The sequence below is a fragment of the Phyllobacterium sp. CCNWLW183 genome (genome assembly GCF_037203775.1).
Lineage (GTDB): Bacteria > Pseudomonadota > Alphaproteobacteria > Rhizobiales > Rhizobiaceae > Phyllobacterium > Phyllobacterium ifriqiyense.
This window is the reverse complement of the sequence record NZ_JBBCBN010000008.1, coordinates 56,495-78,389: the sequence shown is the minus strand read 5'-3', so window position 1 is coordinate 78,389 and position 21,895 is coordinate 56,495. Positions and strand designations below refer to the sequence as shown.

Genomic DNA, 21,895 nt, shown 5'->3' with positions numbered 1-21,895 from the left:
CCTCGCTTGGGCGGCCTCTGTTCGCCCAAGCGATCCCGATCCCATAATTGCAATATTGGCAATTAAATCGAAACTATTGCTGCAATTGTTGCCAGAGCGATCACCGGCCAATATCGCTCCATCAAACACGGCCGCTCGATCACCTCAGCGACCATAAAGGAGAAGATATGACCTACCAATCCCATGTATCGAATTCAGCCCTGAGTGGACTGGCACGTGTCGTTGGCTCTCCCATTACGAGAAGGGTATCGCTACTTGCTCTTTGCGCTGCCTACATCCAGGGTCCACTCACCAAGATCTTTGATTTCAATGGCGCGCTTGCCGAGATGGATCATTTTGGTCTCCGCCCTGCCGCCTTCTTTGCGGTTACCGTCATCGCGTTCGAGCTCATGGCCTCAGCGATGGTGGTCTCGGGCTTCCTGCGCTGGGCAGGCGCCCTCGCGCTTGCAGGCTTTACGCTTCTCGCAACGCTCATCGCTCTTCGCTTCTGGGAAATCGCGCCCGGTATGGACCGTATGATGGCGACGAACGCCTTCTTCGAACACATCGGTCTGGCCGGTGCATTCATCTTCGTTGCAGCGGTTGACCTTGCAAAGGGAGCGGGCAAATGAGCACCACGAAATCATCCGGGGGCACCTTTGCTCCTCTCGCACAGCCCGTCTTCGCGGTTCTGTGGATTGCAACGGTTCTCGGCAATACCGGAAGCTTCATGCGCGACGTCGCCAGCTCCTGGCTGATGACGGATCTCTCGGCATCGCCTGGCGCGGTCGCCATGGTTCAGGCGGCCGGAACATTGCCGATCTTTCTTCTAGCGATACCTGCAGGCGTTCTCACCGACATTCTCGATCGACGCAAGTTCCTGATTGCGGTCCAGCTGCTGCTGGCCTCCGTCAGTATCTCGCTGATGGTTCTGTCCCAGACCGGAATGCTCTCTGTCAGTGCCCTGATCGGTCTTACATTCCTCGGGGGCATCGGCGCGGCGCTCATGGGGCCGACCTGGCAGGCGATCGTGCCGGAACTGGTCAAGCGTGAGGATGTGAAAAGCGCAGTGGCACTCAACTCGCTCGGCATCAATATTGCTCGCTCGATTGGCCCCGCCGCCGGGGGCCTGCTTCTCGCAGCCTTCGGTGCGGGTATTACCTATGGCGCAGACGTCGCAAGTTATATCTTCGTGATCGCTGCGCTGGTCTGGTGGCCGCGCGCCAAGAATGCCAATGATGCGTTGCAGGAAAACTTTTTCGGCGCATTCCGAGCCGGGCTACGTTACACCCGGTCCAGCCGCCCGCTACATGTCATCCTTCTGAGGGCCGCGATCTTCTTCGCTTTTGCCAGTGCAGTATGGGCTCTTCTTCCTCTCGTTGCCCGCCAATTGCTGGGTGGCGATGCCAGCTTTTACGGTATTCTGCTTGGTGCGGTCGGTGCTGGTGCGATCGGTGGAGCGTTGGTCATGCCGAAGCTGCGCGAAAACCTGAGCTCGGATGGTCTGCTTCTTGGCGCAGCGATGATCACCGCAGTCGTCATGGGTGTCCTGTCGCTCTCCCCACCGAAGATCGTCGCCATTATCGCTCTTCTATTTCTCGGTGGTGCTTGGATCACCGCCCTGACGACGTTTAATGGGGGAGCCCAGGCTGTTCTTCCCAACTGGGTGCGTGGGCGCGGTCTTGCTGTCTATCTGACCGTATTCAACGGAGCCATGACGGCAGGCAGCCTCGGCTGGGGTGCTGTGGGCGAGGCCGTTGGCATTCAGACGACATTGCTTATCGGTGCAGCTGGCTTGCTCGTTGCGGGGCTCATCATGCACCGCGTAAAGCTCCCGGCTGGTGACGCCGACATGGTGCCGTCCAACCACTGGCCGGAACCGCTGGTCGCCGAGCCTGTCGCCCATGACCGTGGTCCTGTCCTGATCCTCATCGAGTACAAGGTCGAGAAAGAGCATCGTTCTGCCTTCCTGGGTGCTCTCGACCACCTTTCTCGCGAACGCCGCCGCGATGGTGCCTATGGGTGGGGTGTGACCGAAGACTCCGCGGATCCGGAAAAGATCGTCGAGTGGTTCATGGTGGAATCCTGGGCTGAACACCTTCGCCAGCACAAGCGGGTTTCCAACGCCGATGCCGATCTGCAGGGAAAGGTTCTGACCTACCATGTTGGTCCGGCCAAACCGGTCGTTCGTCATTTCCTGACGATCAATCGGCCAGGGGCGGCGTAGATAATCAAGGGCAGGGCGGCTTCAGCCGTCCTTTCCATTATGCCGTTTAGCGCAATAAAGTCGAACTATTGATGCAATTGTTATCAGGCGGGTTTCGCTGGACGGTATGGCCACACTGCGCGGTACCATCGCTGCGCCACGCAACGGCAAGGCCACTGGGTCGTATCTCCTTGAGATGTCATCGCTGGCAGGGTTAAGTTGCAACGGTTTGTCACCGTTGGATTTCCGACACGTTCTCTGGGCATGTCAGGTTGTTTCTGACTGACGGCGAATGAATGGTAGTGTCAGTGGTCGTTTTTCAAGAAACATCGATTGCGGCACGCATTTGATGTCACCTGAATATAAATGGAACGAGCGAATACAAAGCGTGTTACAATGCACGGGTCGACCGCGCCCTTCGAGGCAGATCGGTATTGCTGCCGAGTAATGACTTGCTCCGCGAGTCTTCGGTCCCTGAGGGCCAAATCATGTCCGAGACGCCGATTGTGCACTTCGAGGCGGCGAGCACGCTTGCCGTTGTCGTGTCATCCAACGAACCGTTGCTGTTCCTGTCCGATGACCTCAAGGTGATAGCGGCGAGTGCGTCTTTCTGCCGGGCCTTTGGGATCAACCCTGTGACGGTTCCTGGTACATTGCTCAGCGAACTTGGGGATGGGGAATGGGCGATGCCCACGCTTGCCTCGCTTCTCAAAGCCACGGCTTCTGGAAGTGCGAACATAGAAGCCTACGAAATCGAGCTCAATCGGCCCGATCAGGAAGTCCGATACTTGGTGGTCAACGCCCGAACGCTGGATGATGGGGACCTCGATCATATTCGCTTGCTTCTGGCCGTAACCGACGTGACTGACATGTGGGCGGAAGCGAGGCTGAAAGACAATCTGGTACGTGATAAGGCCATCCTGCTTCAGGAGGTCCAGCACAGGGTAGCGAATAGTCTCCAGATTATCGCGAGCGTACTGATGCAGAGCGCGCGTCGTGTTCAGTCGGAGGAAGCGCGCGGCCATCTCCACAACGCCCACAGCCGGGTCATGTCGATCGCTGCCCTGCAACGCCAGCTTTCATCCTCACCCGGCGGCAACGTGGAACTGCATGCGTATTTCACGCAGCTAGCCCTAAGTCTTGGTGCTTCAATGATCGCAGACCCTGACCGGCTATCGATCCAAGTGATGGTCGATGACAGTGCCGTCGAGGCTGACGTATCTGTGAGCTTTGGGCTAATTGTCACCGAGCTTGTGATCAATGCTCTCAAACACGCCTTTCCCGATGATCGAACTGGCCTGATCGAGATCAACTATCGGTCGTCAGGCAAGGGCTGGACACTTTCCATTGCTGATAACGGTATCGGCATGCGGGTGGGCGCTGGTGCACCTAAGGCTGGACTTGGAACGGGTATTATCGAAGCTCTCGTCAAAAACCTCGGCGGTGTAATAGAGGTGAGCGATGCAGCTCCCGGCACTGTCGTAACAATTCGCCATCGGGACACCGCAGGTCTCCTGCCCGACATTTCTACAGCAGCATAGGAACGAAGTTGCGCTGCATACCGTTAACGATTCCCGGCCTTGGGGCCCACCCTCACATTTCGAGTGAACGATGAAAAACGGCAAAGCGGTCGTCCTGATTGTCGAAGACAGCGCGATGATCCGAATGGGTGCGGTGGACATAGTGCTCTCGGCGGGTTACGAGGCGCTTGAAGCATCCGATGCGGACGAGGCAATCCGCATTCTTGAGGCACGAGATGACATCGATCTGGTGTTCACAGATGTACAGATGCCGGGGACGATGGACGGGATCAAACTATCCCACTGCATCCGGGACCGATGGCCGCCTGTGAAGCTGATAGTCGCATCCGGTGCAGCCATTCTCGAGGAAAGCAGTCTGCCTTTTGGCAGCAGGTTTTTCTCGAAGCCTTATGACGACCATGTGATCGCGGACGCTATGGCCCGCCTGCTTTCCAGCGACGACGTTCTTCATACACCGCCTACTGCTTGAGCCTGCCTGTTAGGCTTCACCATATCACCTACCGAGCAGCGATAGCGCGGCGACGGCTCCCCGTGGGCAACATCCGGGTGATCGCACACGAATTCTCCGCAAAGAGAAGGGTCGCAGCGTTGCCTTCGTCACCGGCCCAGGCGCTTGTGGTTCTCCTTCTCGCAAGCTCCGCACTGGCCGGCGTGGCGAGCATCGTTTCTGTACTACAGACAGATCTGCTGACGCGCCCATCAACCACAGGTTTGAACGATACGCCATTCGTGAGGTCGAGCGTGGCCGTTTCGACGTTTCAATGGGCGACCGTAAATGGATAATTCGGGAGAAAGATTACTTGAGGTTGCCGATATCGAAACGGAAGCCCTCAATCTGACTGGACGCAGCCTCGAAAACAAAAAGCATTTTGAGGACGCCTTTCTTTATGCGAGCGGGAAAACATCGGCAGGACAAGCGCCGGGTGACGGGGACGCTGGAGGGGCTTCTTCCTTCCGCTACGAGCGGCACCACCAGGCTCGAGGTGCTAGCACCTCTCTATGGAATGCGCGCTGTGCTTCTGGTACTGTAGGCGTTGCAGTACCGTTGGGGGGCAGCCATGTCTTTGCTTGCTTTGCATCATGTATCGATCATCACCGCCGACCTTGGTCAATCACTACCGTTTTATCGCGACGCGTTCGGCCTCACCGAAATCGCGCGGCCGAATTTCTCCATAAGCGGTGCCTGGCTGGCCTGCGGCGATCTGCAGGTCCATCTTGTCGAGTATCCCGAAGGCACATTCCGAAAGAACCCTTCTATCGATCGCAACGACTGGCATTTCGCATTCCGCACAGATGATTTCGACGGCGCCATCCAGCGACTAATGCGATTGGGTTTCCGCGAGGACCTGCCCCAGGACGATCCGCGTTGTCTGCTGATCTTTCGCTTCGGCCTGACCGGTTTCCCGCAACTCTATCTGCGTGACCCCGACTTGAATGTCATCGAGATCAACGGAGCGTCAAGAGCAGAGTCTTACGATTAACTGCCAAGCGACATGGGTCCCCCGGTGTGATGACCACTGGCGAAAATTCCATTTCGTCAGTGGTCTGTGTAAGGACCCATGGTTTCTCCGACCATGTTGAGAGCCATCTCCCAAAGCCGATCTGCATTGGCGCCTGTCGAGCGCATAGGCAGCGACACCCTCAAGTTTGCCTTCTGGTCGGTGCGCCACCAATGGGGCTTGCTGGCAGTTGTCAAAGTAATTACCGTTTAGCCGTGCATGGAGGCGGGGCAGCTGTCGTCGACAATCGCGACAGTCCCTCACACTCCAGGACCTCCTGCATAGCGGTCCATACCTATATCCGTAGACGTGGCGCGTCGATGAATTTCGGCCATAGTGGTGTGGAAAACTGCGTTGCGTGTCTCGAGTTCAGCATGTGCGGCGAGATGCGCCGGGACAAGTTCGCAGATCTCGGCCAGTATCGCAGCCTCATCAATCAGTTGCAACTTGCCTGCATTGAAAACAATCTGTCCTGCGACCATGACCGTTTCAATGGATGAGCCATTTTCTGCGTAGACGAGATGCTTGGCGATGTCGTTGAGAGGCGTGAAGCTGAGAGTTGTGAGGTCAAGGATTAACAGATCGGCGGCTTTGCCAATTTCGAGTGAACCAGTCACATTTTCCAGCATGGCACTGCGTGCTCCGCCGATCGTCGCCATGGTGAGTATCTCGTCAGCTCGAATCCACTGATCGTGATCCGGGCCGGAGACGCTGTGGATCAGTCCGGCCACCCGCATGACGTCGAAGACGCGGGCGGTGTCATTCGACGAAACGCCATCGGTTCCAAGACCAATGGTTACGCCCGCATTCATCAGGTGGCGAATGGGAGCAATCCCCGCCCCCAGTTTTTGGTTGGAAATGGCATTATGGGCAATTGAGCATCCGGCATCGCCCATCATTTCCATGTCGCTCTCACTCACCCAAACAGAATGGGCGATGGTCGTGTTGCGCGACAGCACGCCGAGATCACGCATATAGCCGATCAGGCTCTTGCCGTAAATTTGATGTCCAGTTACGGCCTGTGTCTTGGTTTCCAAGATATGTGTATGCAGCGGAACACCCATCTCCACAGCCAGCGCATGGCAAGCCTGCAGCAAATCCGGAGTGCAGCGTTGCGGCGCCGAAGGTGCGATCATGAAGTTGAGCCGACCGGCCTTGCCATGCAATGAGGAAAATGCGGAACGACAATAATCGATATAGGCCTCGGCTGACATGGGCGGGCCAAAATCAAGCTTTTCCTGCAGATGGCGCGGCATGATCTCGCGGGCGAAGGGCAAGGCATCCAATGTGTGTACGTTCATGGCGGCGCTGGACACATTGGCGCGAATACCCGCATCGTCATAGGCCCTGAATACGGTTGATAGCCGAGAGAGATCATGTACCGGCGGATCAAAAAAATCGTCGCAAATCGTTGTGACGCCATTGCGCAACGAGTCCATGGCAAGAAGAAGGCTGCGCAGATAAAGCAGCCTGTCATTAATGACGGGGCCCATCAATAATGGGTAGGCGTAGAGCAACCAGATTTCCAATGGCATGCCTTCATATCGCCCGCGAAAAAACGTTTCGCTTGAATGGGTATGCGCATTGATGAGGCCCGGCATGATGAGACGGCTTTGGCCGTCGATAAGGGTGGCACTCGGTTGGGCGGCGAGATTTTGGCCGATAGCAGCAATGCGCCCGTCCTCGATCAGAATATCGCCTTCGAACGGCTTGGTTCCGTTCTGAGGACACATCGTCAACAGGGTGGCATTCTTGATCAGCGTCTGAAGCATGGGCGTGTCCTGTTCGTCGTGCCGTCGCACCGGTTCCGAAGTGGAGCGACGCGAGGCTGGTGTCTATTGATCGCGTAGCTCACCGAAGCCACTGGCAGCTTTGGTACCTCCGCGCAGGTGCGTGCTGAGCCAGATGCCGAGAACAGTGGCCAAATAGGGCAAAGCGAGCAGCAGGTCGTGGGGGACACGATCGCCGAAAGCCAGCTGAGCCCTGATGCCGAGTGCGCCGACAATGGCAAAGAACATGGCCGCCAGAGTCGCGCCGATGGGATGTCCGGCCCCGAATATGACCGCAGCAAACCCCATGAAGCCACGACCGGCCGTCATGTTTTGGGCAAATATCTGAAGGCTTCCCGCAGCAAGTTCAGCACCCGCCAGCGCACAAAGCACGCCGCCAACCATCAATGCAATGAGGCGCATGACAGCCGGGTTGACGCCGACACTGCGCGCAGCGAAAGGGTGCTCGCCAGCAGCAGCCAAGCGCAGGCCGAAACGAGTCCGGCGCAATATAACCCACATTGCAAAGACGATTGCAGGCATGATCAAGACGAGGATAGACAAGGAGCCGAATGATCCAAAAGCGGAACCGATGCGGGGCAGGCCAAATGGTGCGCTTACAGCCGCCTGCGTGCCGAATATGGATTGCACGGCGAGTGCAGTGCCACCCAGCCCCAAACCGGTCAGCCCCAACCCCGCGATAATCTGGTTGGCCTTGAGCTTTTCCACTACAAACCAGAACAGGATTGATCCAAGCACGCAGACGATAATTGCGCCCAGAAGGGCAAGCCAGATCGATTGTGTGAGCACAATGCCAAGAATGGTTGTGCAGGCACCTGCAATCATCAGACCTTCAAGGCCCAGATGCCAGACACCTGTTCGTTGAGCAATCACACCGGCAAGTGTTACGTAAATCAAAGGAGTGCCTGAGCGCAGAATGGCGATTACGAAGTCTTCCATATCCGTCCTCCAATTTTCGCTATCCGGTCGACGGTACTGGATTTTGCGGTGATGAAAAGAGCGATGGCTGCGTTGATAATGTCGATTGCCGAAGAGGGTAGGCCAGCCATGATGGGCAGGTAGAGAGCGGCAGACGCAAGCCCGCCAAAGAAAAGTGCCACGAAGGCCGTGCCGACAACCGAGAAGTTGGCAACGAGAGCGATCAGAATCGCGGTGAAGCCGTGACCGGGTAGGAAACCACCGGTCAGCCGTCCATTTGGCCCCATGAATTCGATGGTTCCTGCAAGACCGGCAAGCGCACCGCTGAGGAGAAAACTTGCAAGTCCTATGCGCCATGTCCGCGCGCCTTGCCACTCGACCATTGTCGGATTTCGACCAGCAAGGCCGGAAACTATCCCGAAGGCGGTCCGATTAACCAGAAACCACATCGCAAGGCCGACAATAACGGCGATGATGATGATCGTTGGAGACAGCCCGAGCGAGTCGCTGATCCGGTAGGCACCCGCAAGTGGACGGCTTGATGCCTGCTGTCCGGTTCCTGATGGATCTTTAAGAGGCCCGGCGGTGACATAGAGCAGGACAAGACCTGCGATAAAATTTCCCATCAGGGTAGTTATCACTTCGTCAGCACCTGATTTCAGCCGCAGAAGTCCTGGCCAAAGTGCCCAGAGTGCACCGCCTGTCATGCCCGCAAGGAAGCAGGCCGTGACAAGGACAGGTGCCGATGCGCCATTGAGCCATTCCGCCATGAAAGCGGCTGCAATGGCTCCCATGTAGAACTGGCCCTGAGCACCGATATTGAAATAGCCCGCTCGAAAGGAGACGGCTACACCCACAGCGGTGATAAACAGCGGGAGCCCCCAGCGAAGTATCTGTTGCAGTGCGCCTGGTCTGAGGAAGGCGCCATCCGCGATAGACTGAAACATCAAGGGAGCAGAATAGCCAGCGGCCTGAAAGATGATGCCGCAAAGCGCAAGACCCAGCATGACGAAGATCAGCGCACGGAAAACGGTTACGAGCCGATCGATCATCTCAGCACTCCTGTCATGGCTGCGCCGACTGCGGCAAGATCATAGGGGGGGCGGAATTCGGCGACGATGCGCCCGGACAGCATGACAAGGATACGGTCCGAAATATCGAAGATTTCGTCTAGATCCGATGAGATGAACAATAAACCACAACCGCGTGCTCGCGCATGGCGCATCGAGTCCCATACAAAAGAGGTCGCGCCGATATCCAGACCACGGGTGGGCTGCGCTGCAAGAATAAGACGGGCATCTTCATCCATCTCGCGCGACAGGATTACCTTCTGGGCGTTTCCTCCCGAAAGGGAACCAGCGCGCTGTCTCACATCGGAATAACGGACATCCCATTGCTTCAAGGCGCTATCGCATTGCTTGCGAATAGCAGAGGGGCTGATAGTGGATAAAAGCGGTGTCTGAAGAAGACTTCGTGCGGACCAATTTTCCCAAAGGGAACTGGTCATGCTAAGTCCTTCAACATTCCGCTCAAAGGGAATGACGCGCAGCCCGATCGCGCGTCTTGCCGCGAGCGGGGTGTCAGTCACATTCGTGCTGTCGATGGAAATCTCACCGTTGACGATATTCGCCAATGCCGAAATTGCGCGCACCAGTGTCCTTTGTCCATTTCCCTCAATGCCCGCAACACCGATAATTTCTCCGGGACGGATGTCGAGGGTGATCCCGTCGAGCGCAGGACCTTCGGGGTCGGGTCGCGTGGAAACGTTACGCATCTTGAGGACCGGCGCCGCAGTGATGTCCGCTTGCCTTTCGGTATGTGGGAGCAGCGTTGTTCCGGTCAAAGCGGCTTTGGCTTCCGGATTGAGATTGCGGGCAGCAGCTGGCCCGATAATAAGCTCTGCCAGCCGGTTCGCATCAATCCCATTGCTGGCAAGAGGCCCATCAACGAGCTTACCGCCACGCAGAACCGTGACGGTATCTGCAATTGCCAGAACTTCTCGAATTTTGTGCAAGATAAGGATCACGGTCACGCCGCGCTCCTTGAGACGCCTCACTCGTTCGAAAAGCTTCTCGGCACCTTCAGGAGAAAGAACCGCTGTGGGTTCATCCAGGATGAGCAGCTTTGCGTCCGAAACGAGAGCTCTTGCGATTTCAACCCCTTGCTGGGTCTCGACTGGTAGGTCGCGAATGCGCTGCCTCGCACTCACCTTCACGTCGAGCGCGTCGAGGTGGAGCTGCCACCGCTTTTCAAGTTTTTCCTTTGTAAAGAATCTTCCGCCTTCCGCGCCAAACTGCATTGCTTCGGCGACCGTGAAAGAGGGGGGTAGCGCGAAGCTCTGGTGGACGAGTTCAACACCCGAACGCCGGGCATCCCTGACGTTGCCGCCTGCAAGCGGGCGACCGTCGACCTTGATCTCACCCGATGCAGGGCGAACCAGACCGGCCAGGACGCGGGCAAACGTCGTCTTGCCCGCACCATTCTGGCCGACCACCGCGTGGATCATGCCACGTTCAAAAACGGCTCCGACATTAGAGAGCGCGAGGACATGACCGTAGCGAACGGTCACGTCGCGGCATTCAAATATTGGGGGGCTAAGTTTTGTCATCGCGGCTTGATCCAGTCGAAGTTCACAGCTTTGTATTGAACGGAACCTTCAATGATCCGTTAAGAATTGCTGCTCGTGCCGCTGCAATCTCTGGCTCCACTTCCTTTGCCCTGGCAACAATGTCAGCTGGCCCCTGTTCGGCGAAGAGTGGCGACGGGATGAAGTCGATAACGCCTGTTCCCAAACCGGTATGCTCATGGGTTCCGCCAGCAAATTCGCTGCCAAATGCCTTCTTTACCTCGTTATAGAGCGAGGTTCCGAAGTCGAGGCTGACGATTGAAATTACGGATTTTGGACCTTGCGGGAATTGAGCGGGATCAAGGACGCTCACCAGACGGCCTTCCGTCTCTTTTGCTGCGGCAATGATACCGAAATCTGTTGCTGCAGCATCAGTCTGGATGAAGTCAATGCCACTTGAATACATCTGTGTCGCGATCTCCTGACCTTTTGCCGGGTCTTGAAAAGATCCTGCGAATGCGATTTTGACCGATGCATCCGGACGCACGGACAAGGCACCTGCCTTGAATGCATTATAGTCGGCATTGATTGGCGGAATGGACACGCCTCCGATAAAACCAAGCTTGCCCGACTTGCTCACGCGCGCAGCAAAAATGCCGGAGAGATAACAGCCGAGATAGTAATCATAGGACACCGTCACGACATTGGGGATTGCTGGCTCGAAGGGATCAGCGAAAAGTTGAATCCACTTGGTATCGGGGTAAGAAGGGGCGAGCGCTTTGAAGGGTTCTGCTACCTCGTTGAAGGTCGAAACGATCACTGCCGCGCCAGCATCGCCGAGAGTACGGAAAATGGTCTCATAGGTCGCCGGGTCTTGAGCGTATAAGGAGCGATATTGGAACCCCAGCTCTTTGGAAAGTTGTGTGAGCCTGGCGATCATCGAGTCCACGGGACCGGCATCACCCGCTGCCTGCGTGTGAACCAGCGCGACAAGGCCGCCCGCAGCGCGCGCATCCGTTGTCAGTCGGCCACCTGCGATTGTCATGGCGGCCAATCCGGCCGAGGCCTTGAGGAATGTGCGGCGACCGACCGGCCTATGCAACATATTCATTTCATTTGAAGTCTTGTTGGTCATGTTCCCATTTCCTTGCTCTGGAGGTTGTATATCAGCAACTTCTTATTGGGGCGGCTTCGTTTGCCGCCCGGTCGTCATCGGGGTCCAGGATTTTGGGCCCTTTTCACTTCAGACACCGCCCGTCTCAGGCGTCGGGAGAAAATGGTGCCGGATTCATAATCATCACGTCCTGACTCTGAATGGCGTCGAGAGACCAGACGCCGGAGATGAAGGCCTGCCAATCCGGGTCAGCATACATGGCTGCCCGTCTTGTCTCCCGGTCGGCAAGACTGTCATAGCGCCACATCAGAACCGTTGTGTGCAGGTGGCCGATCTCGCTGACATAGAGACCGAGAAATGTGTTGAGGTGCCGCTTCTGGATCGGCAGGCCCTCGGTCTCGTATTTTTTCAGCCAACCCTCGACTGTTCCAGGGCGAAACGTATAGGTGCGATGTTCGACGATCATATGGATGGCTCCTTGAGAATGAATTCAGCAGCCCGCTCCCCGATCATGATCGCCGGGGCATTCGTGTTGCCGCTTGAAATGATTGGCATGATCGAGGCGTCCGCGATGCGTAGGCCCTTTATGCCGTGAACTTTCAATCGAGAGTCGACAACGGCCATCTGGTCATTGCCCATTTTGCAAGTGCCGACCGGATGGAACGTCGTCATGGCATTGGCACGCAGCCACTTGGTCATTTCCGCGTCGCTTTCGACGGCGGGACCAGGAGCAAGTTCCTTGCCACGATATTTATCGAAAGCTTTCTGCTTGATGATGTAGCGGGTCATGCGGATCGCATTGATCATCGTTCGAATATCAAATTCTGTTTGCAGATAGTTCGCTGTGATGCGTGGCCTGTCCATCGGATCGGCCGAGCGCAGCCTGATCTCGCCACGGCTCTCTGGATTGACCGGACCAACGCGCAATGAAAAGCCATGATTGGCCTCCACCCGCTCTTTCTTGAACGGATTTGGAAAATGCAGGTTCGCGGTTTTTTCAAGTGCCGGCATGAAGTGAAGCTGGATATCGGGTGCAACCAGGTCTTGGCGCGATTTGACGAAAGCACCGGCTTCATATGGAAAAGTTGTCGCGATTCCTTTTCCAAACAGCATGCCCTGGATCACCGACCAGGTAAGCTTGTCGGCGCGCAGGTCCGAATAGAGTGTGACCGGCTCCCGGCACTCATAGGACATGACGCAATCAACATGATCCTGAAGGTTTTTGCCTACACCGGGAAGGTCCTGGACGACCGAAATATTATGCTGCGCAAGTTCGTCCGCCGCGCCGATTCCCGACAGCATGAGAATTTGCGGTGAGTTGACGACACCGGCAGACAGGATCACCTCACGATCTGCATAGACTTGCGAAATATTGCCTTTCCGAGTGAACTCGACGCCGATAGCCCGGCCATTTTCGATGAGGATACGCCTTGCATGGGCGCGCGAAATGATCGTCAGGTTCGAGCGTTTCCTGGCTGGGCGCAGAAAGGCATAAGCCGCCGAGCAGCGTTTGCCCTTGGCGATGGTGAAGTCATAGCGACCGAAACCTTCCTGTTCGCCACCGTTGAAATCGTCATTGTGAGGATATCCGGCCTGTCCGCCTGCCTCGTTGAAAACATCCAGCAGGCTGTTCCAGCCGCGTGCCCGGCAGACCGTCAGTTCACCTTCGGAATTGTGGTAGGCGCCATTGCGTTGCACGTGGTTCTCGGAGCGGAGGAATGCCGGCAGTACTTCATCGTATGACCATCCCGCTGCGCCAATCTGCGCCCAGCGATCATAGTCGTGACGGTTGCCGCGAACATAGATCATGCCATTGATCGTGGATGTTCCGCCAAGTACTTTGCCACGAGGCCAATAGAGAGAGCGTCCGTTCAGATGCCGCTCCGGCTCAGTGTGATAGTGCCAGTTATAGATGCCCGAATGAAATAGCTTGCCCATAAGCATGGGCAGCCGAAACAATGGGTTGAGATCCCGCCCGCCCGCTTCAAGCAAAAGTACCTTGTTGGAAGGATCGGCGGACAGGCGGTTTGCCAGGACGCAACCTGCCGAACCGGCGCCTATGATTATGAAATCGAATGTTTTCGTTGACACCATGGTTACCACGCGATGGGACGAGCGCCCATCTCCTTCAAAGAGTCGTTGCAAAGAATGAATGGATTGGGTCTAGAAAGGACGGCATCGGCATAGGCTGGATGTTCCCGCAAGATGCAGCGCAGATTTCCATTGGCAGACTCGTCAATGCCAGCGTCTGCCAGTACGTCTGCAGCGGCGCCACCAAAACCGAGGAACACCAACGGCTTGCCCTTGGAGGCGAGGACACGCAGGGTTTCCACAATCAGCGGATGCCAGAGTCGCAGATGGCCCTTCGTCTGATGCTCATCCATATTCACTTTGAAACGGGTGAGCGTGAGCGAGGCATTCAGAAGCAGAACGCCATTTGAGACCCAGCGGTCCGCTACAGCGGATGGATGTTCGATGTCGACTGTACCGTTTTCCATGGCCGCAAGTGTCTTCGGCCAGTCTTCGAAGCTGCGGGCGTAAGATAGATCGCCTGTTCGCGCTGCCACGATCATCTGCATATAGGCCCGAATGCTCTTGGAAAACATCTTGTCAAGTTCGTTCCAACCCGCAAGATTCCCGGCTTCAAAGGCACGTCCGGTAGCAAACCCGGGTTCGGGGTAGGGGTCTTGACCCAGAATGACACAATGAACGTCGTCGGGTTTAATTCCTTCAAATGCCCTCAGGCAGTGCGCGCCGGCAGGCATTCCGGGAAAATGCTTTTCGAGACGAACGGGGAAAATAGGCTCCCAGACCTCCAGCTCGAGTTCGGGCGCTATCGCTTCGATGTCAGGCCCCGCATGCCCGATCAGCAAACGCCATGGTGCAGTCAGGTCAGCGGACCAATCTGACAGAAATTCCTCCATGGCGGCTCTTAACGATATTGGCATCCCCAGGTCCCCCAACTGATCGACTCTGGCAGGCGTCTACAGAAACCTGACCGTTTTGTCAGCTTTTCATGAAAAAACTTGACCAAATTGTCAACTTCTTTTTTATTGGCACCACGATTCTTTGCGGACCATTCAATGGGAAAGACGCACCACCAAAGCAAAAAGGGGTGTTGACGTGGGCGATTATTCAGACACACCTTATGGAAAATAACGGGATACCAATGGCAGAAGAACTTAGCGCAACCCATGCCGCCGCTGAAAAAGGGCTTACATTGCAGGCCGCGTCGGATGAGCCGATCAGAGCACGCAATGTGCTCAAGATCTTGACTGCCGCTGTCGAGATATTCTCGCGCAAAGGCCTTGATGGCGCCCGCATCGTTGAAATCGCCAAGGCTTCGGGTCTGCCAAAGGGCAATGTCTATTATTATTTCTCGTCCAAAGAGGAGATCTACACCGCTGCCATAGATCACCTGATCCACAGTTGGGATGATGCATTCCGGCATATTTGCGCCGATCGTGAGCCCGGTGATGCGATCGAGGCCTATGTGCGCGCAAAGCTGGACAATGCCAGGGAAAATGCCGCGGAGACGCGTCTTTTCGCAAATGAGATACTGCAGGGAGCTGAACACCTTTCGGTCGCGGCCCGCGACCACATGCGAACTGTTACGTCCGAGAAGGCGACAGTAATCGATGCATGGGCGGCGGCTGGAAAGATCGAGAAAATCGATGCCCGCCACCTGTTCATTCTGTTGTGGTCGGTAACGCAGTTCTATGCCGAGTTCGAGGCTCTGGCCTGTGATGCGCTTAATGTCAGCGAATTAAAGGCCATGGACTACGATATGGCTGCGAAGACGATCACGCAGACGGTATTGAGGGGGCTTCTGCCCCGTCATCATGATGATTCAGCAAAGGCGAGATAGTCTGCATCGGCTTAACTGAGCCGCTAGAACCGCGACTCTGGGCCGTTATGGGACCAATCAAAACGCTCTAATATCGACGGTCTAACGCGCGCCAACTCAAGATCAAGGATCGATCAGCCACTTCGCTAATCACGCACAGTGGCCGATTTCATAAGAGCGGTTTATTTTCAGCGGCGTGGCAGCAGTTTCTGTACCTCGTCTGCGGCGTTGTTCAATGCCTCTTCCGGCGTTGCTGTCTGTTCTACGACGCGCGACAGATTATCGACGATTGTCTGGGTCACCTTCACGCCGTTTGATCCTGGAAACGCATACCAGGGTATCATCAGGTTCATCTGGTTAAGACCAGCCTGAAACAACGGGTTCTGCTTGTAGAAATCAGCCAGATATTCAGGTGACTTCGCGGCAAGCTCATTATTGGGTACGTAACCCGTTCCCGGAACGACTACCGATGCGCCATAGGGCCCGGCGGCAAACTTTGCAAACTTCCACGCAGCTGTCTGCTTTGCTATATCCTTCGTCAGGATTACCACCGCATTGCCGCCCGTCGGGAGACGGCCTTTTTCGGGATTGAGAAGCGGCAATGGACCGGTGCGCAAATCAAACTTGCTGCCGACATTCTTGATCGTGTTGCGCAAGGCGCCTGTGGTCTGAAATGTAAAGCCAACCTTACCAGCGACGAAGGCCTGCTCGCCTGCCTGTTTTGTCAGGACCGGCATTCCACCTTCCTTGGCCAGACGGCTGACGAGGTTAAATGCAGCAACACCTTCGGGGCCATTGAAGGCAACTTTCTTTTCATCGGGAGAAAGCATGGTGCCGCCCGCACCAAAAAGCAGCGCGGAGAACATCCAATCATCCCCTTGCCAGCGAAAATCGATGCCCTCATTACCGTTTCCGAGCGCCTTGACCTTCGCTCCAAGCGCGATGACCTCGTCCCATGTTTTTGGAGGATGATCGGGATTGCCACCCACTTGCCGGATGAGATCGGCATTGTAGTACATGATGGGGTTTGAGGTGGCGAAGGCGAGACCCACCTGCCGATCGCCAACCTGGGCCAGGCGAAGGATATTGTCGCTGAAGCCTTGGGCGGCCATGTCGGTCTCTTTGGCAATCAGTGGCGTCATGTCCACGTTCACACCGCGTTCGGCAATCATGCGGAGCCGGTTGAGGCCGATAAAGGTGATATCAGGCATTTCAGCAGTGCCTGCCTGACGCAAGATCGTCTGAATACCTTCTTCGTAGGTGGCCGAAGGGCTGACAAAACTGATCTTGATGTCAGGGTTTTCCTCCATGAATTTCTTGGAGATAACATCCATTACATCCTTGAAAAAACCGGGCATCGGGTAATGCACATTCAGCGTTGTCTCTGCGAATGCGGGTATGCTGAAAACAGTGGCGATGGCGGCAGCCGCAATCGTCTTTCGGAAAAAGCTCATTATTATCTCCTGGTCTTGGGAATGATCAGCCTTTGAGGCCGGTGAGAGTGATGCCTTCTATGAAGCGCCGTTGTGCCAGCAGAAATGCTGCGACAAGCGGCAGGGTAATGATGAGGGTTGCGGCCATCAGCGCGCCGTAGTCGTCACCTGCCTCTGCTGCACGGAAAAATAGCAAACCAAGCGGGGGGGTCGCCCGTTCCGTGCCGGTGATCACGATCAGCGGCCAGAACAGATCATTCCAGTGGGCAACGACCGAGAAAATCGCAAAGGCGGTCACTGCGGGCCATGCATTGGGCACTATTACGCGGTTGACGATGGCCAGTTCCGACATCCCGTCGAGGCGGGCAGCCGCGATCAGGTCATCGGGCATGGCGCGGAAGAATTGCAGAAAAAGAAAGATGCCAAAGACCGATATGAAGAACGGTGCCGACAGGGCGAAGTAGCTGTTGAGCATGCCGGCCTTGTTCAATGCGACGTAGATGGGCAACGCGGTTGCATGAATGGGAATGAGCAATCCGAGCATGACGAGGGTCATCATGGTCTGGGCCGCGCGGAATCTCAGCTTCGCCATGGCGTAGGCGCATGGTATCGCAATGACCACCTGAAAGAAGAAGATCAGCGCGCACACGATCACTCCATTAAGCAGGAGTTGCTCCATAGGCACTCGCAAGAAGGCTTTGCCGAGATTTTCCCACAAAGCCCAGTGTTGCGGCAGCAATGTCAGCGAGGATGAGAAGATTTCCTCGCGTGATTTGGCTGCGGTTGAAATCATCCAGATATAGGGAGCAAGGAAAAGGAGGGCTCCGGCTGACAGGATGCCGAGACGCAGATTACGCATGGAGAACAGAGCAACGTTTTTCATGTGTAATGCACCCGCCGGTCCAAAACCCGATATTGGATGAGCATAAGAACGATCAGGAAGGCCAGGAAAATGACAGTCATAGCGGAGGCATAGCCTACACGCAGAAAGACAAATCCCTCCTGATAAATGGTAAAAAGCAGAACCTCCGAGCTCTTGTTCGGACCGCCCTCGGTCAGGGTTTTGACGGTCTCGAAAACCTTGACCGCATTGATGACACTGATTGTGGTGACGAACAGCGTTGTTGGCCCCAGCATTGGCCATGTGACGAGACGAAAACGCTCCCAGCTGCCCTTGGCGCCATCGACTTCCGCTGCCGCGTAAAGCTCGCGCGGGATTGCCGTCAGGCCCGCAAGGAACAGCACCATGTTAAAGCCGACCGACTGCCAGATGCCAATGATTGCCAAACTGAAAAGCACGGTGCTGCTGCTGCCGAGCCAGTTTGGTCCTGCGATACCGATCATGGAAAGGATGGCGTTGACCGGGCCGATTGTCGGATGAAGCAGATACTGGAACACGGTTGCCATGGCGACAAGTAGCGAAGCAACGGGCAGAAAGTAGACTGTACGGAAGAAGGTCCGCCCGCGTGTTTCCCCTTCAATCAACAGGGCGACGGCGAGGCCGATAAACACGGAAAACGGCGTGACGATTGCCGTATAGATGGCGGTGTTCTTGAGTGAGATCAGGAACGTCCGGTCACGGACCAACTCGATATAGTTGCCGAAGCCGATAAACTGGAAGTCGTCATAGCCCAGTTCGTAATTTGTCAGGCTGAAAACAAATACAGCGAGTGTCGGCAGCAGGATCAGAACGACAATGAGAACTATCGCCGGGGCGGCCAGCTGCCATGCTACCCTTTCCTCGCGCCTGGCTGCGCGGATCGCTGCCTGCCTTGCAGAAGAGCAATTGTCCTGAAGCGGTGTCGCCAACTCACGCATCGACGGCAATCCTTGCCGGGGTTCGCAAGGGAAGGCGCGATCCGTCCTGACCGAACACCAGACAAGCACCCTTGTCGATCTGCAGTATAATCGGCGAGCCCACGCCAAGGTGCGCCATGTCGGCAGGGGCGGCCTTGACAACAAGGCCTTCATCGATGCCAGCCGTGTCTGCCGTCACCAACACTTCGGAGCCCAGAAACTCCAACCGTGAGACTGTCGCCGCAATGCCCTTTGAGCCGGGGGACCTCAATTTTATACGCTCTGGCCTGATCCCGACGTGGACTGATGTTCCCACCGGCCCCGTGACACCTTCAAGGATTGCCTTGCCGCCAAAAAAGATGGTGCCATTCTCGGATGTAATGGCGCTGATAATATTGATACGTGGGCTGCCAACGAATTTCGCGACTTCGATATGGCGCGGGTCGTCATAGATACGTGACGGAGAATCGAACTGCAGCACCTTGCCGCCCATCATTACCGCGACACGGTCAGCCATGCTCAATGCTTCGGACTGGTCATGGGTGACGTATATGGTGGGGACACCGGCGCGCCGATGCAGATCGACAATCTCGGCACGTGTGTGGACGCGCAGATTGGCGTCAAGGTTGGAAAGCGGTTCGTCCATCAGGAAGACGCCGGGTTGCCGGACAAGTGCCCGGGCCAAGGCGACGCGCTGACGCTGGCCACCGGACATTTGGCCAGGCTTGCGGTCGAGGAGATGGTCAATCTGAAGGCTTGTTGCTGTGGTAAACACCTGCTTTTTGATCGCCGCTTGAGCGGTGGCTCGGCCGGAGACGAAAGGGCCGATGAACGGCATCCGCTGTAGCAAGGAAAGATTGCGCATGGCGAGCGGCACCGCGATATTCTGTGCGGCAGTCAGGTGCGGATAAAGTGCGTAGGACTGGAAAACCATTGCCACATTGCGGTCAGCGGGATGATCGGCTGTAATCTCCCGCTCGCCCATCCAGATGCTGCCGGTATCGCCGTGATCCAGACCGGCGGCAATGCGCAGCAAGGTACTCTTGCCACAGCCGGATGGACCGACAAGCGCGATAAATTCGCCTTCTTCTGCTTCAATGCTGACATCGTTCAGTATACTGTTTGCGCCGTAGGATTTGGAGATATGCCTGAGGGCGAACGCGCTCATATGGTTGTCTCCGCCGTCGGCGCCTTCTTTGCGCGCGGATAGACCTCTTCGATGACATCATCGAGTACGAAACGGGACAAGGTATCGATTTCGACGATCTCGCTTTTCACGGTGTCCGCGAGTGTGTGGATCGCCGCACCAAGAATGCGCGCGCCGGGCATGTCGCGCTCCATATCTCCGACGATGAACGAGGACGCAGGGGCCCAGACAAGGCTGGTATTGTTGTGCATGCCTTGCCAGCCACGATGCAAATGCCCGCTGGCATGGAGGGCGACATCATATTCCGCAAAGAGATCCAGAAGTTTTTGGCGCGGAGCGGGACGAATGCTCCAATAGCCCGTTTCGCCTTCATCGGCTGTATCGACGAAGAGTGGCTTGTGCGCGAAGACAGCAATGCGGCGGGCTTCAGCGTCGGCAAGCGCAACTTCAAGCCAATCGAATTGCTCTTCTTCTTCCGGACTGTCAGCACCCAGGATGAGACTGTTCAGGCCGATCAACCGCCAGTGTTTGCTGTCGTAAGTCCAGCGATCCGGTCCAACCATCTCACGCCAGCGGTCAATCCGGGTTGCATTAACCGGCTGTGCACTTCCGGGCATGTGACCAATATCGTGATTGCCGGGCAGACTGAGAACCGGAGCAGAAATTTCGTTCAGCAGTTTGGCCGAGAAGGCAAGATCGTCCTCAATATCAGCCCCATCAACAGCCAGGTCGCCCGTATGAATAACCAGATCCGGATTCTGGTCTGTGACCCATTGGGCCAATGGTGACCAGTTCGCGTTGAAATGCGGTTTGGACGGGCTGAGGTGAGTGTCAGTGATCTGGATGATCCGCACGGGATATCTCTCTTTAAAAATCAAATGTGAAGGCGCAAATGCGTTGCGGCAGACAGGGGAAATACAATTCGAGCATACCCCGTCCAGCGCGGGGTCTTCATAGGCTTGGTCTGTGACAGCTGCGTTTCAGGCTAATGACAATTCGATGAATGCGGATACGATCGGAAATCGCCCAATGCAGCCGCTGGATTTGCACAAACGCCGAATTCCGGGAGATAGTGCCAAGATTTCAAGTATTAAATTTGCAGGGTCAGGCGTTCGGTTCCGCTCAAGGCGATCATAACGTCTGCTTCTAGCCGATATCGTTGAAAAGCGCGGTATTGCTGCAGCTGGCATGTTGTGATGCAATCGTCGCATTGACTTGCGGAGGATTGAGCGACGACCGGATGTCAGACAGCTCCAGCGCAGCTCGTCTACGACTTCTGCCTCGATGATCATGTCTCTGCAGACCATATGCGTTGCGAGTGGGGCGGACAGGGGACTTGATGAGGCCGATCAACTGACCGGCTGAACCGGTTGGGTGCGATCTACGCCTGCGGCTTGCCAATGCGCTTAAGCAAGAGTGTAACTGCGGAGGGTATTGGTGCGATGACAGGCGCCAAGAACCGTTGGCTTAACCAGTGCGCAACTTGACCCAGCGGTCCGCCGCCAACAATAACGGCTTCTGCTCCATCATGCAGAAAACATTTTTCAACGGCACTGAACAAAGCACTTTTCAGCCTTTCCTTGTTGGCGACAAGCGCTTCAGGTTCTCCCTGTGTCAGCCGCGTTCCGGTAAACAGATTACCGACGCCAAGACTCCCGGCCTTTGCGGCAAAGCTGCTAACCAAACCGGGCGTAATGGTTGCGATCCCGAAGCGCCGACCCTTCATGGAGGCGTCGAGCATGCTCGCCTCGCATATGCCAACCACCGGAAAGGTGACCAGATTGCGCAGGATGTCGATGCCTGGATCACCGAATGCTCCAATGATAATGCCATCCAAACGGTCGTTTTCTTCTAGCGCCATTTCAATGACACCAGACGCAGAAGCAGCCAATTGGCCTTCATTCAGGATCATCGGGACACCGCGCTTTGCAGTGACACCTTCAATAACAAAGCCGGATGGGAGCGCATCGCGTGCGATCGCAACCATCATCGCTGTCGTCTCTGTTGATGTATTTGGGTTTATCAAACGTACGCATGGCATATTCTGAGGCGTTCTCC

At 56.0% G+C, this 21,895-nt stretch carries 20 protein-coding genes; 6 read left to right on the top strand and 14 right to left on the bottom strand.

The features are described from left to right. Positions 1–167 precede the first annotated feature (167 nt). From V9K95_RS18030 to V9K95_RS18010, 5 genes are all read left to right on the top strand, one after another. Positions 168–611: a DoxX family protein gene (locus V9K95_RS18030; protein WP_336441739.1), complete on the top strand. Its 444-nt coding sequence runs from the start codon at positions 168–170 to the stop codon at positions 609–611. Continuing rightward, positions 608–2,206 (top strand): MFS transporter, encoded by a 1,599-nt coding sequence (locus V9K95_RS18025; protein ID WP_336441740.1) that lies wholly within the window; start codon positions 608–610, stop codon positions 2,204–2,206. Before V9K95_RS18030 ends, V9K95_RS18025 begins: the two co-directional genes overlap by 4 nt. 467 nt (positions 2,207–2,673) lie before the next feature. After that, positions 2,674–3,726, top strand: coding sequence for a sensor histidine kinase (locus tag V9K95_RS18020; protein ID WP_336441741.1), 1,053 nt, complete (start codon positions 2,674–2,676; stop codon positions 3,724–3,726). A gap of 70 nt (positions 3,727–3,796) precedes the next feature. Beyond that, on the top strand, positions 3,797–4,195 hold the full coding sequence (locus V9K95_RS18015) for a response regulator (RefSeq protein ID WP_336441742.1): 399 nt from the start codon (positions 3,797–3,799) through the stop codon (positions 4,193–4,195). Between the two features lie 589 nt (positions 4,196–4,784). Further along, on the top strand, positions 4,785–5,207 hold the full coding sequence (locus V9K95_RS18010) for a VOC family protein (protein ID WP_336441744.1): 423 nt from the start codon (positions 4,785–4,787) through the stop codon (positions 5,205–5,207). A 278-nt stretch (positions 5,208–5,485) separates the two neighbouring features. Here V9K95_RS18010 and V9K95_RS18000 read toward each other — a convergent pair whose 3' ends face one another. From V9K95_RS18000 to V9K95_RS17965, 8 genes are all read right to left on the bottom strand, one after another. Further along, entirely contained in the window at positions 5,486–6,997 is a 1,512-nt protein-coding gene (locus V9K95_RS18000; protein ID WP_336441745.1) for an amidohydrolase family protein, read from the bottom strand. Between the two features lie 63 nt (positions 6,998–7,060). Continuing rightward, complete coding sequence (locus V9K95_RS17995) at positions 7,061–7,954, bottom strand: ABC transporter permease subunit (protein WP_115055690.1); 894 nt, start codon at positions 7,952–7,954, stop codon at positions 7,061–7,063. Beyond that, positions 7,939–8,985 (bottom strand): ABC transporter permease, encoded by a 1,047-nt coding sequence (locus tag V9K95_RS17990; RefSeq protein ID WP_336441746.1) that lies wholly within the window; start codon positions 8,983–8,985, stop codon positions 7,939–7,941. The genes V9K95_RS17995 and V9K95_RS17990 overlap by 16 nt, the downstream gene beginning before the upstream one ends. Further along, the gene (locus V9K95_RS17985; RefSeq protein WP_336441747.1) at positions 8,982–10,541 is read right to left on the bottom strand and encodes an ABC transporter ATP-binding protein; all 1,560 of its coding nucleotides are present in this window, start codon (positions 10,539–10,541) and stop codon (positions 8,982–8,984) included. Before V9K95_RS17985 ends, V9K95_RS17990 begins: the two co-directional genes overlap by 4 nt. Before the next feature lie 22 nt (positions 10,542–10,563). Further along, complete coding sequence (locus V9K95_RS17980) at positions 10,564–11,634, bottom strand: BMP family ABC transporter substrate-binding protein (protein ID WP_336441748.1); 1,071 nt, start codon at positions 11,632–11,634, stop codon at positions 10,564–10,566. A gap of 124 nt (positions 11,635–11,758) precedes the next feature. Further along, positions 11,759–12,079 (bottom strand): NIPSNAP family protein, encoded by a 321-nt coding sequence (locus V9K95_RS17975; RefSeq protein ID WP_336441749.1) that lies wholly within the window; start codon positions 12,077–12,079, stop codon positions 11,759–11,761. Further along, positions 12,076–13,707, bottom strand: a complete 1,632-nt coding sequence (locus V9K95_RS17970; protein ID WP_336441750.1) for a GMC family oxidoreductase — start codon at positions 13,705–13,707, stop codon at positions 12,076–12,078. Before V9K95_RS17970 ends, V9K95_RS17975 begins: the two co-directional genes overlap by 4 nt. A gap of 2 nt (positions 13,708–13,709) precedes the next feature. Next, entirely contained in the window at positions 13,710–14,561 is an 852-nt protein-coding gene (locus tag V9K95_RS17965; protein ID WP_336441751.1) for a uracil-DNA glycosylase, read from the bottom strand. 221 nt (positions 14,562–14,782) lie between these two features. Between V9K95_RS17965 and V9K95_RS17960 the strand changes: the two genes are divergently transcribed. After that, positions 14,783–15,481: a TetR/AcrR family transcriptional regulator gene (locus V9K95_RS17960; protein WP_336441752.1), complete on the top strand. Its 699-nt coding sequence runs from the start codon at positions 14,783–14,785 to the stop codon at positions 15,479–15,481. 167 nt (positions 15,482–15,648) lie between these two features. Here the strand turns inward: V9K95_RS17960 and V9K95_RS17955 are convergent, their stop codons facing one another. From V9K95_RS17955 to V9K95_RS17930, 6 genes are all read right to left on the bottom strand, one after another. Further along, the gene (locus V9K95_RS17955) at positions 15,649–16,914 is read right to left on the bottom strand and encodes an ABC transporter substrate-binding protein (RefSeq protein ID WP_336441753.1); all 1,266 of its coding nucleotides are present in this window, start codon (positions 16,912–16,914) and stop codon (positions 15,649–15,651) included. Between the two features lie 25 nt (positions 16,915–16,939). After that, a complete protein-coding gene (locus tag V9K95_RS17950; protein WP_440810762.1) occupies positions 16,940–17,776 on the bottom strand; it encodes a carbohydrate ABC transporter permease in 837 nt (278 codons plus the stop codon). After that, positions 17,773–18,711, bottom strand: a complete 939-nt coding sequence (locus tag V9K95_RS17945; protein WP_336441754.1) for a carbohydrate ABC transporter permease — start codon at positions 18,709–18,711, stop codon at positions 17,773–17,775. The genes V9K95_RS17950 and V9K95_RS17945 overlap by 4 nt, the downstream gene beginning before the upstream one ends. Next, positions 18,704–19,858 (bottom strand): ABC transporter ATP-binding protein, encoded by a 1,155-nt coding sequence (locus V9K95_RS17940; protein WP_336441755.1) that lies wholly within the window; start codon positions 19,856–19,858, stop codon positions 18,704–18,706. Before V9K95_RS17940 ends, V9K95_RS17945 begins: the two co-directional genes overlap by 8 nt. Beyond that, entirely contained in the window at positions 19,855–20,691 is an 837-nt protein-coding gene (locus tag V9K95_RS17935; RefSeq protein WP_336441756.1) for a metallophosphoesterase family protein, read from the bottom strand. The genes V9K95_RS17940 and V9K95_RS17935 overlap by 4 nt, the downstream gene beginning before the upstream one ends. Positions 20,692–21,218: 527 nt before the next feature. Then, positions 21,219–21,878: an aspartate/glutamate racemase family protein gene (locus V9K95_RS17930; protein WP_336441757.1), complete on the bottom strand. Its 660-nt coding sequence runs from the start codon at positions 21,876–21,878 to the stop codon at positions 21,219–21,221. Positions 21,879–21,895 lie beyond the last annotated feature (17 nt).

Coding starts and splice junctions, on each gene's coding strand:
- V9K95_RS18030 (WP_336441739.1), top strand. CDS start 168: ATGACCTACCAATCCCATGTATCGAATTCAGCCCTGAGTGGACTGGCA.
- V9K95_RS17945 (WP_336441754.1), bottom strand. CDS start 18,711: ATGCGTGAGTTGGCGACACCGCTTCAGGACAATTGCTCTTCTGCAAGG.
- V9K95_RS17980 (WP_336441748.1), bottom strand. CDS start 11,634: ATGACCAACAAGACTTCAAATGAAATGAATATGTTGCATAGGCCGGTC.
- V9K95_RS18020 (WP_336441741.1), top strand. CDS start 2,674: ATGTCCGAGACGCCGATTGTGCACTTCGAGGCGGCGAGCACGCTTGCC.
- V9K95_RS17960 (WP_336441752.1), top strand. CDS start 14,783: ATGGCAGAAGAACTTAGCGCAACCCATGCCGCCGCTGAAAAAGGGCTT.
- V9K95_RS18010 (WP_336441744.1), top strand. CDS start 4,785: ATGTCTTTGCTTGCTTTGCATCATGTATCGATCATCACCGCCGACCTT.
- V9K95_RS17950 (WP_440810762.1), bottom strand. CDS start 17,776: ATGAAAAACGTTGCTCTGTTCTCCATGCGTAATCTGCGTCTCGGCATC.
- V9K95_RS18025 (WP_336441740.1), top strand. CDS start 608: ATGAGCACCACGAAATCATCCGGGGGCACCTTTGCTCCTCTCGCACAG.
- V9K95_RS17995 (WP_115055690.1), bottom strand. CDS start 7,954: ATGGAAGACTTCGTAATCGCCATTCTGCGCTCAGGCACTCCTTTGATT.
- V9K95_RS17985 (WP_336441747.1), bottom strand. CDS start 10,541: ATGACAAAACTTAGCCCCCCAATATTTGAATGCCGCGACGTGACCGTT.
- V9K95_RS17955 (WP_336441753.1), bottom strand. CDS start 16,914: ATGAGCTTTTTCCGAAAGACGATTGCGGCTGCCGCCATCGCCACTGTT.
- V9K95_RS17970 (WP_336441750.1), bottom strand. CDS start 13,707: ATGGTGTCAACGAAAACATTCGATTTCATAATCATAGGCGCCGGTTCG.
- V9K95_RS17990 (WP_336441746.1), bottom strand. CDS start 8,985: ATGATCGATCGGCTCGTAACCGTTTTCCGTGCGCTGATCTTCGTCATG.
- V9K95_RS17940 (WP_336441755.1), bottom strand. CDS start 19,858: ATGAGCGCGTTCGCCCTCAGGCATATCTCCAAATCCTACGGCGCAAAC.
- V9K95_RS18000 (WP_336441745.1), bottom strand. CDS start 6,997: ATGCTTCAGACGCTGATCAAGAATGCCACCCTGTTGACGATGTGTCCT.
- V9K95_RS17965 (WP_336441751.1), bottom strand. CDS start 14,561: ATGCCAATATCGTTAAGAGCCGCCATGGAGGAATTTCTGTCAGATTGG.
- V9K95_RS17975 (WP_336441749.1), bottom strand. CDS start 12,079: ATGATCGTCGAACATCGCACCTATACGTTTCGCCCTGGAACAGTCGAG.
- V9K95_RS18015 (WP_336441742.1), top strand. CDS start 3,797: ATGAAAAACGGCAAAGCGGTCGTCCTGATTGTCGAAGACAGCGCGATG.
- V9K95_RS17930 (WP_336441757.1), bottom strand. CDS start 21,878: ATGCCATGCGTACGTTTGATAAACCCAAATACATCAACAGAGACGACA.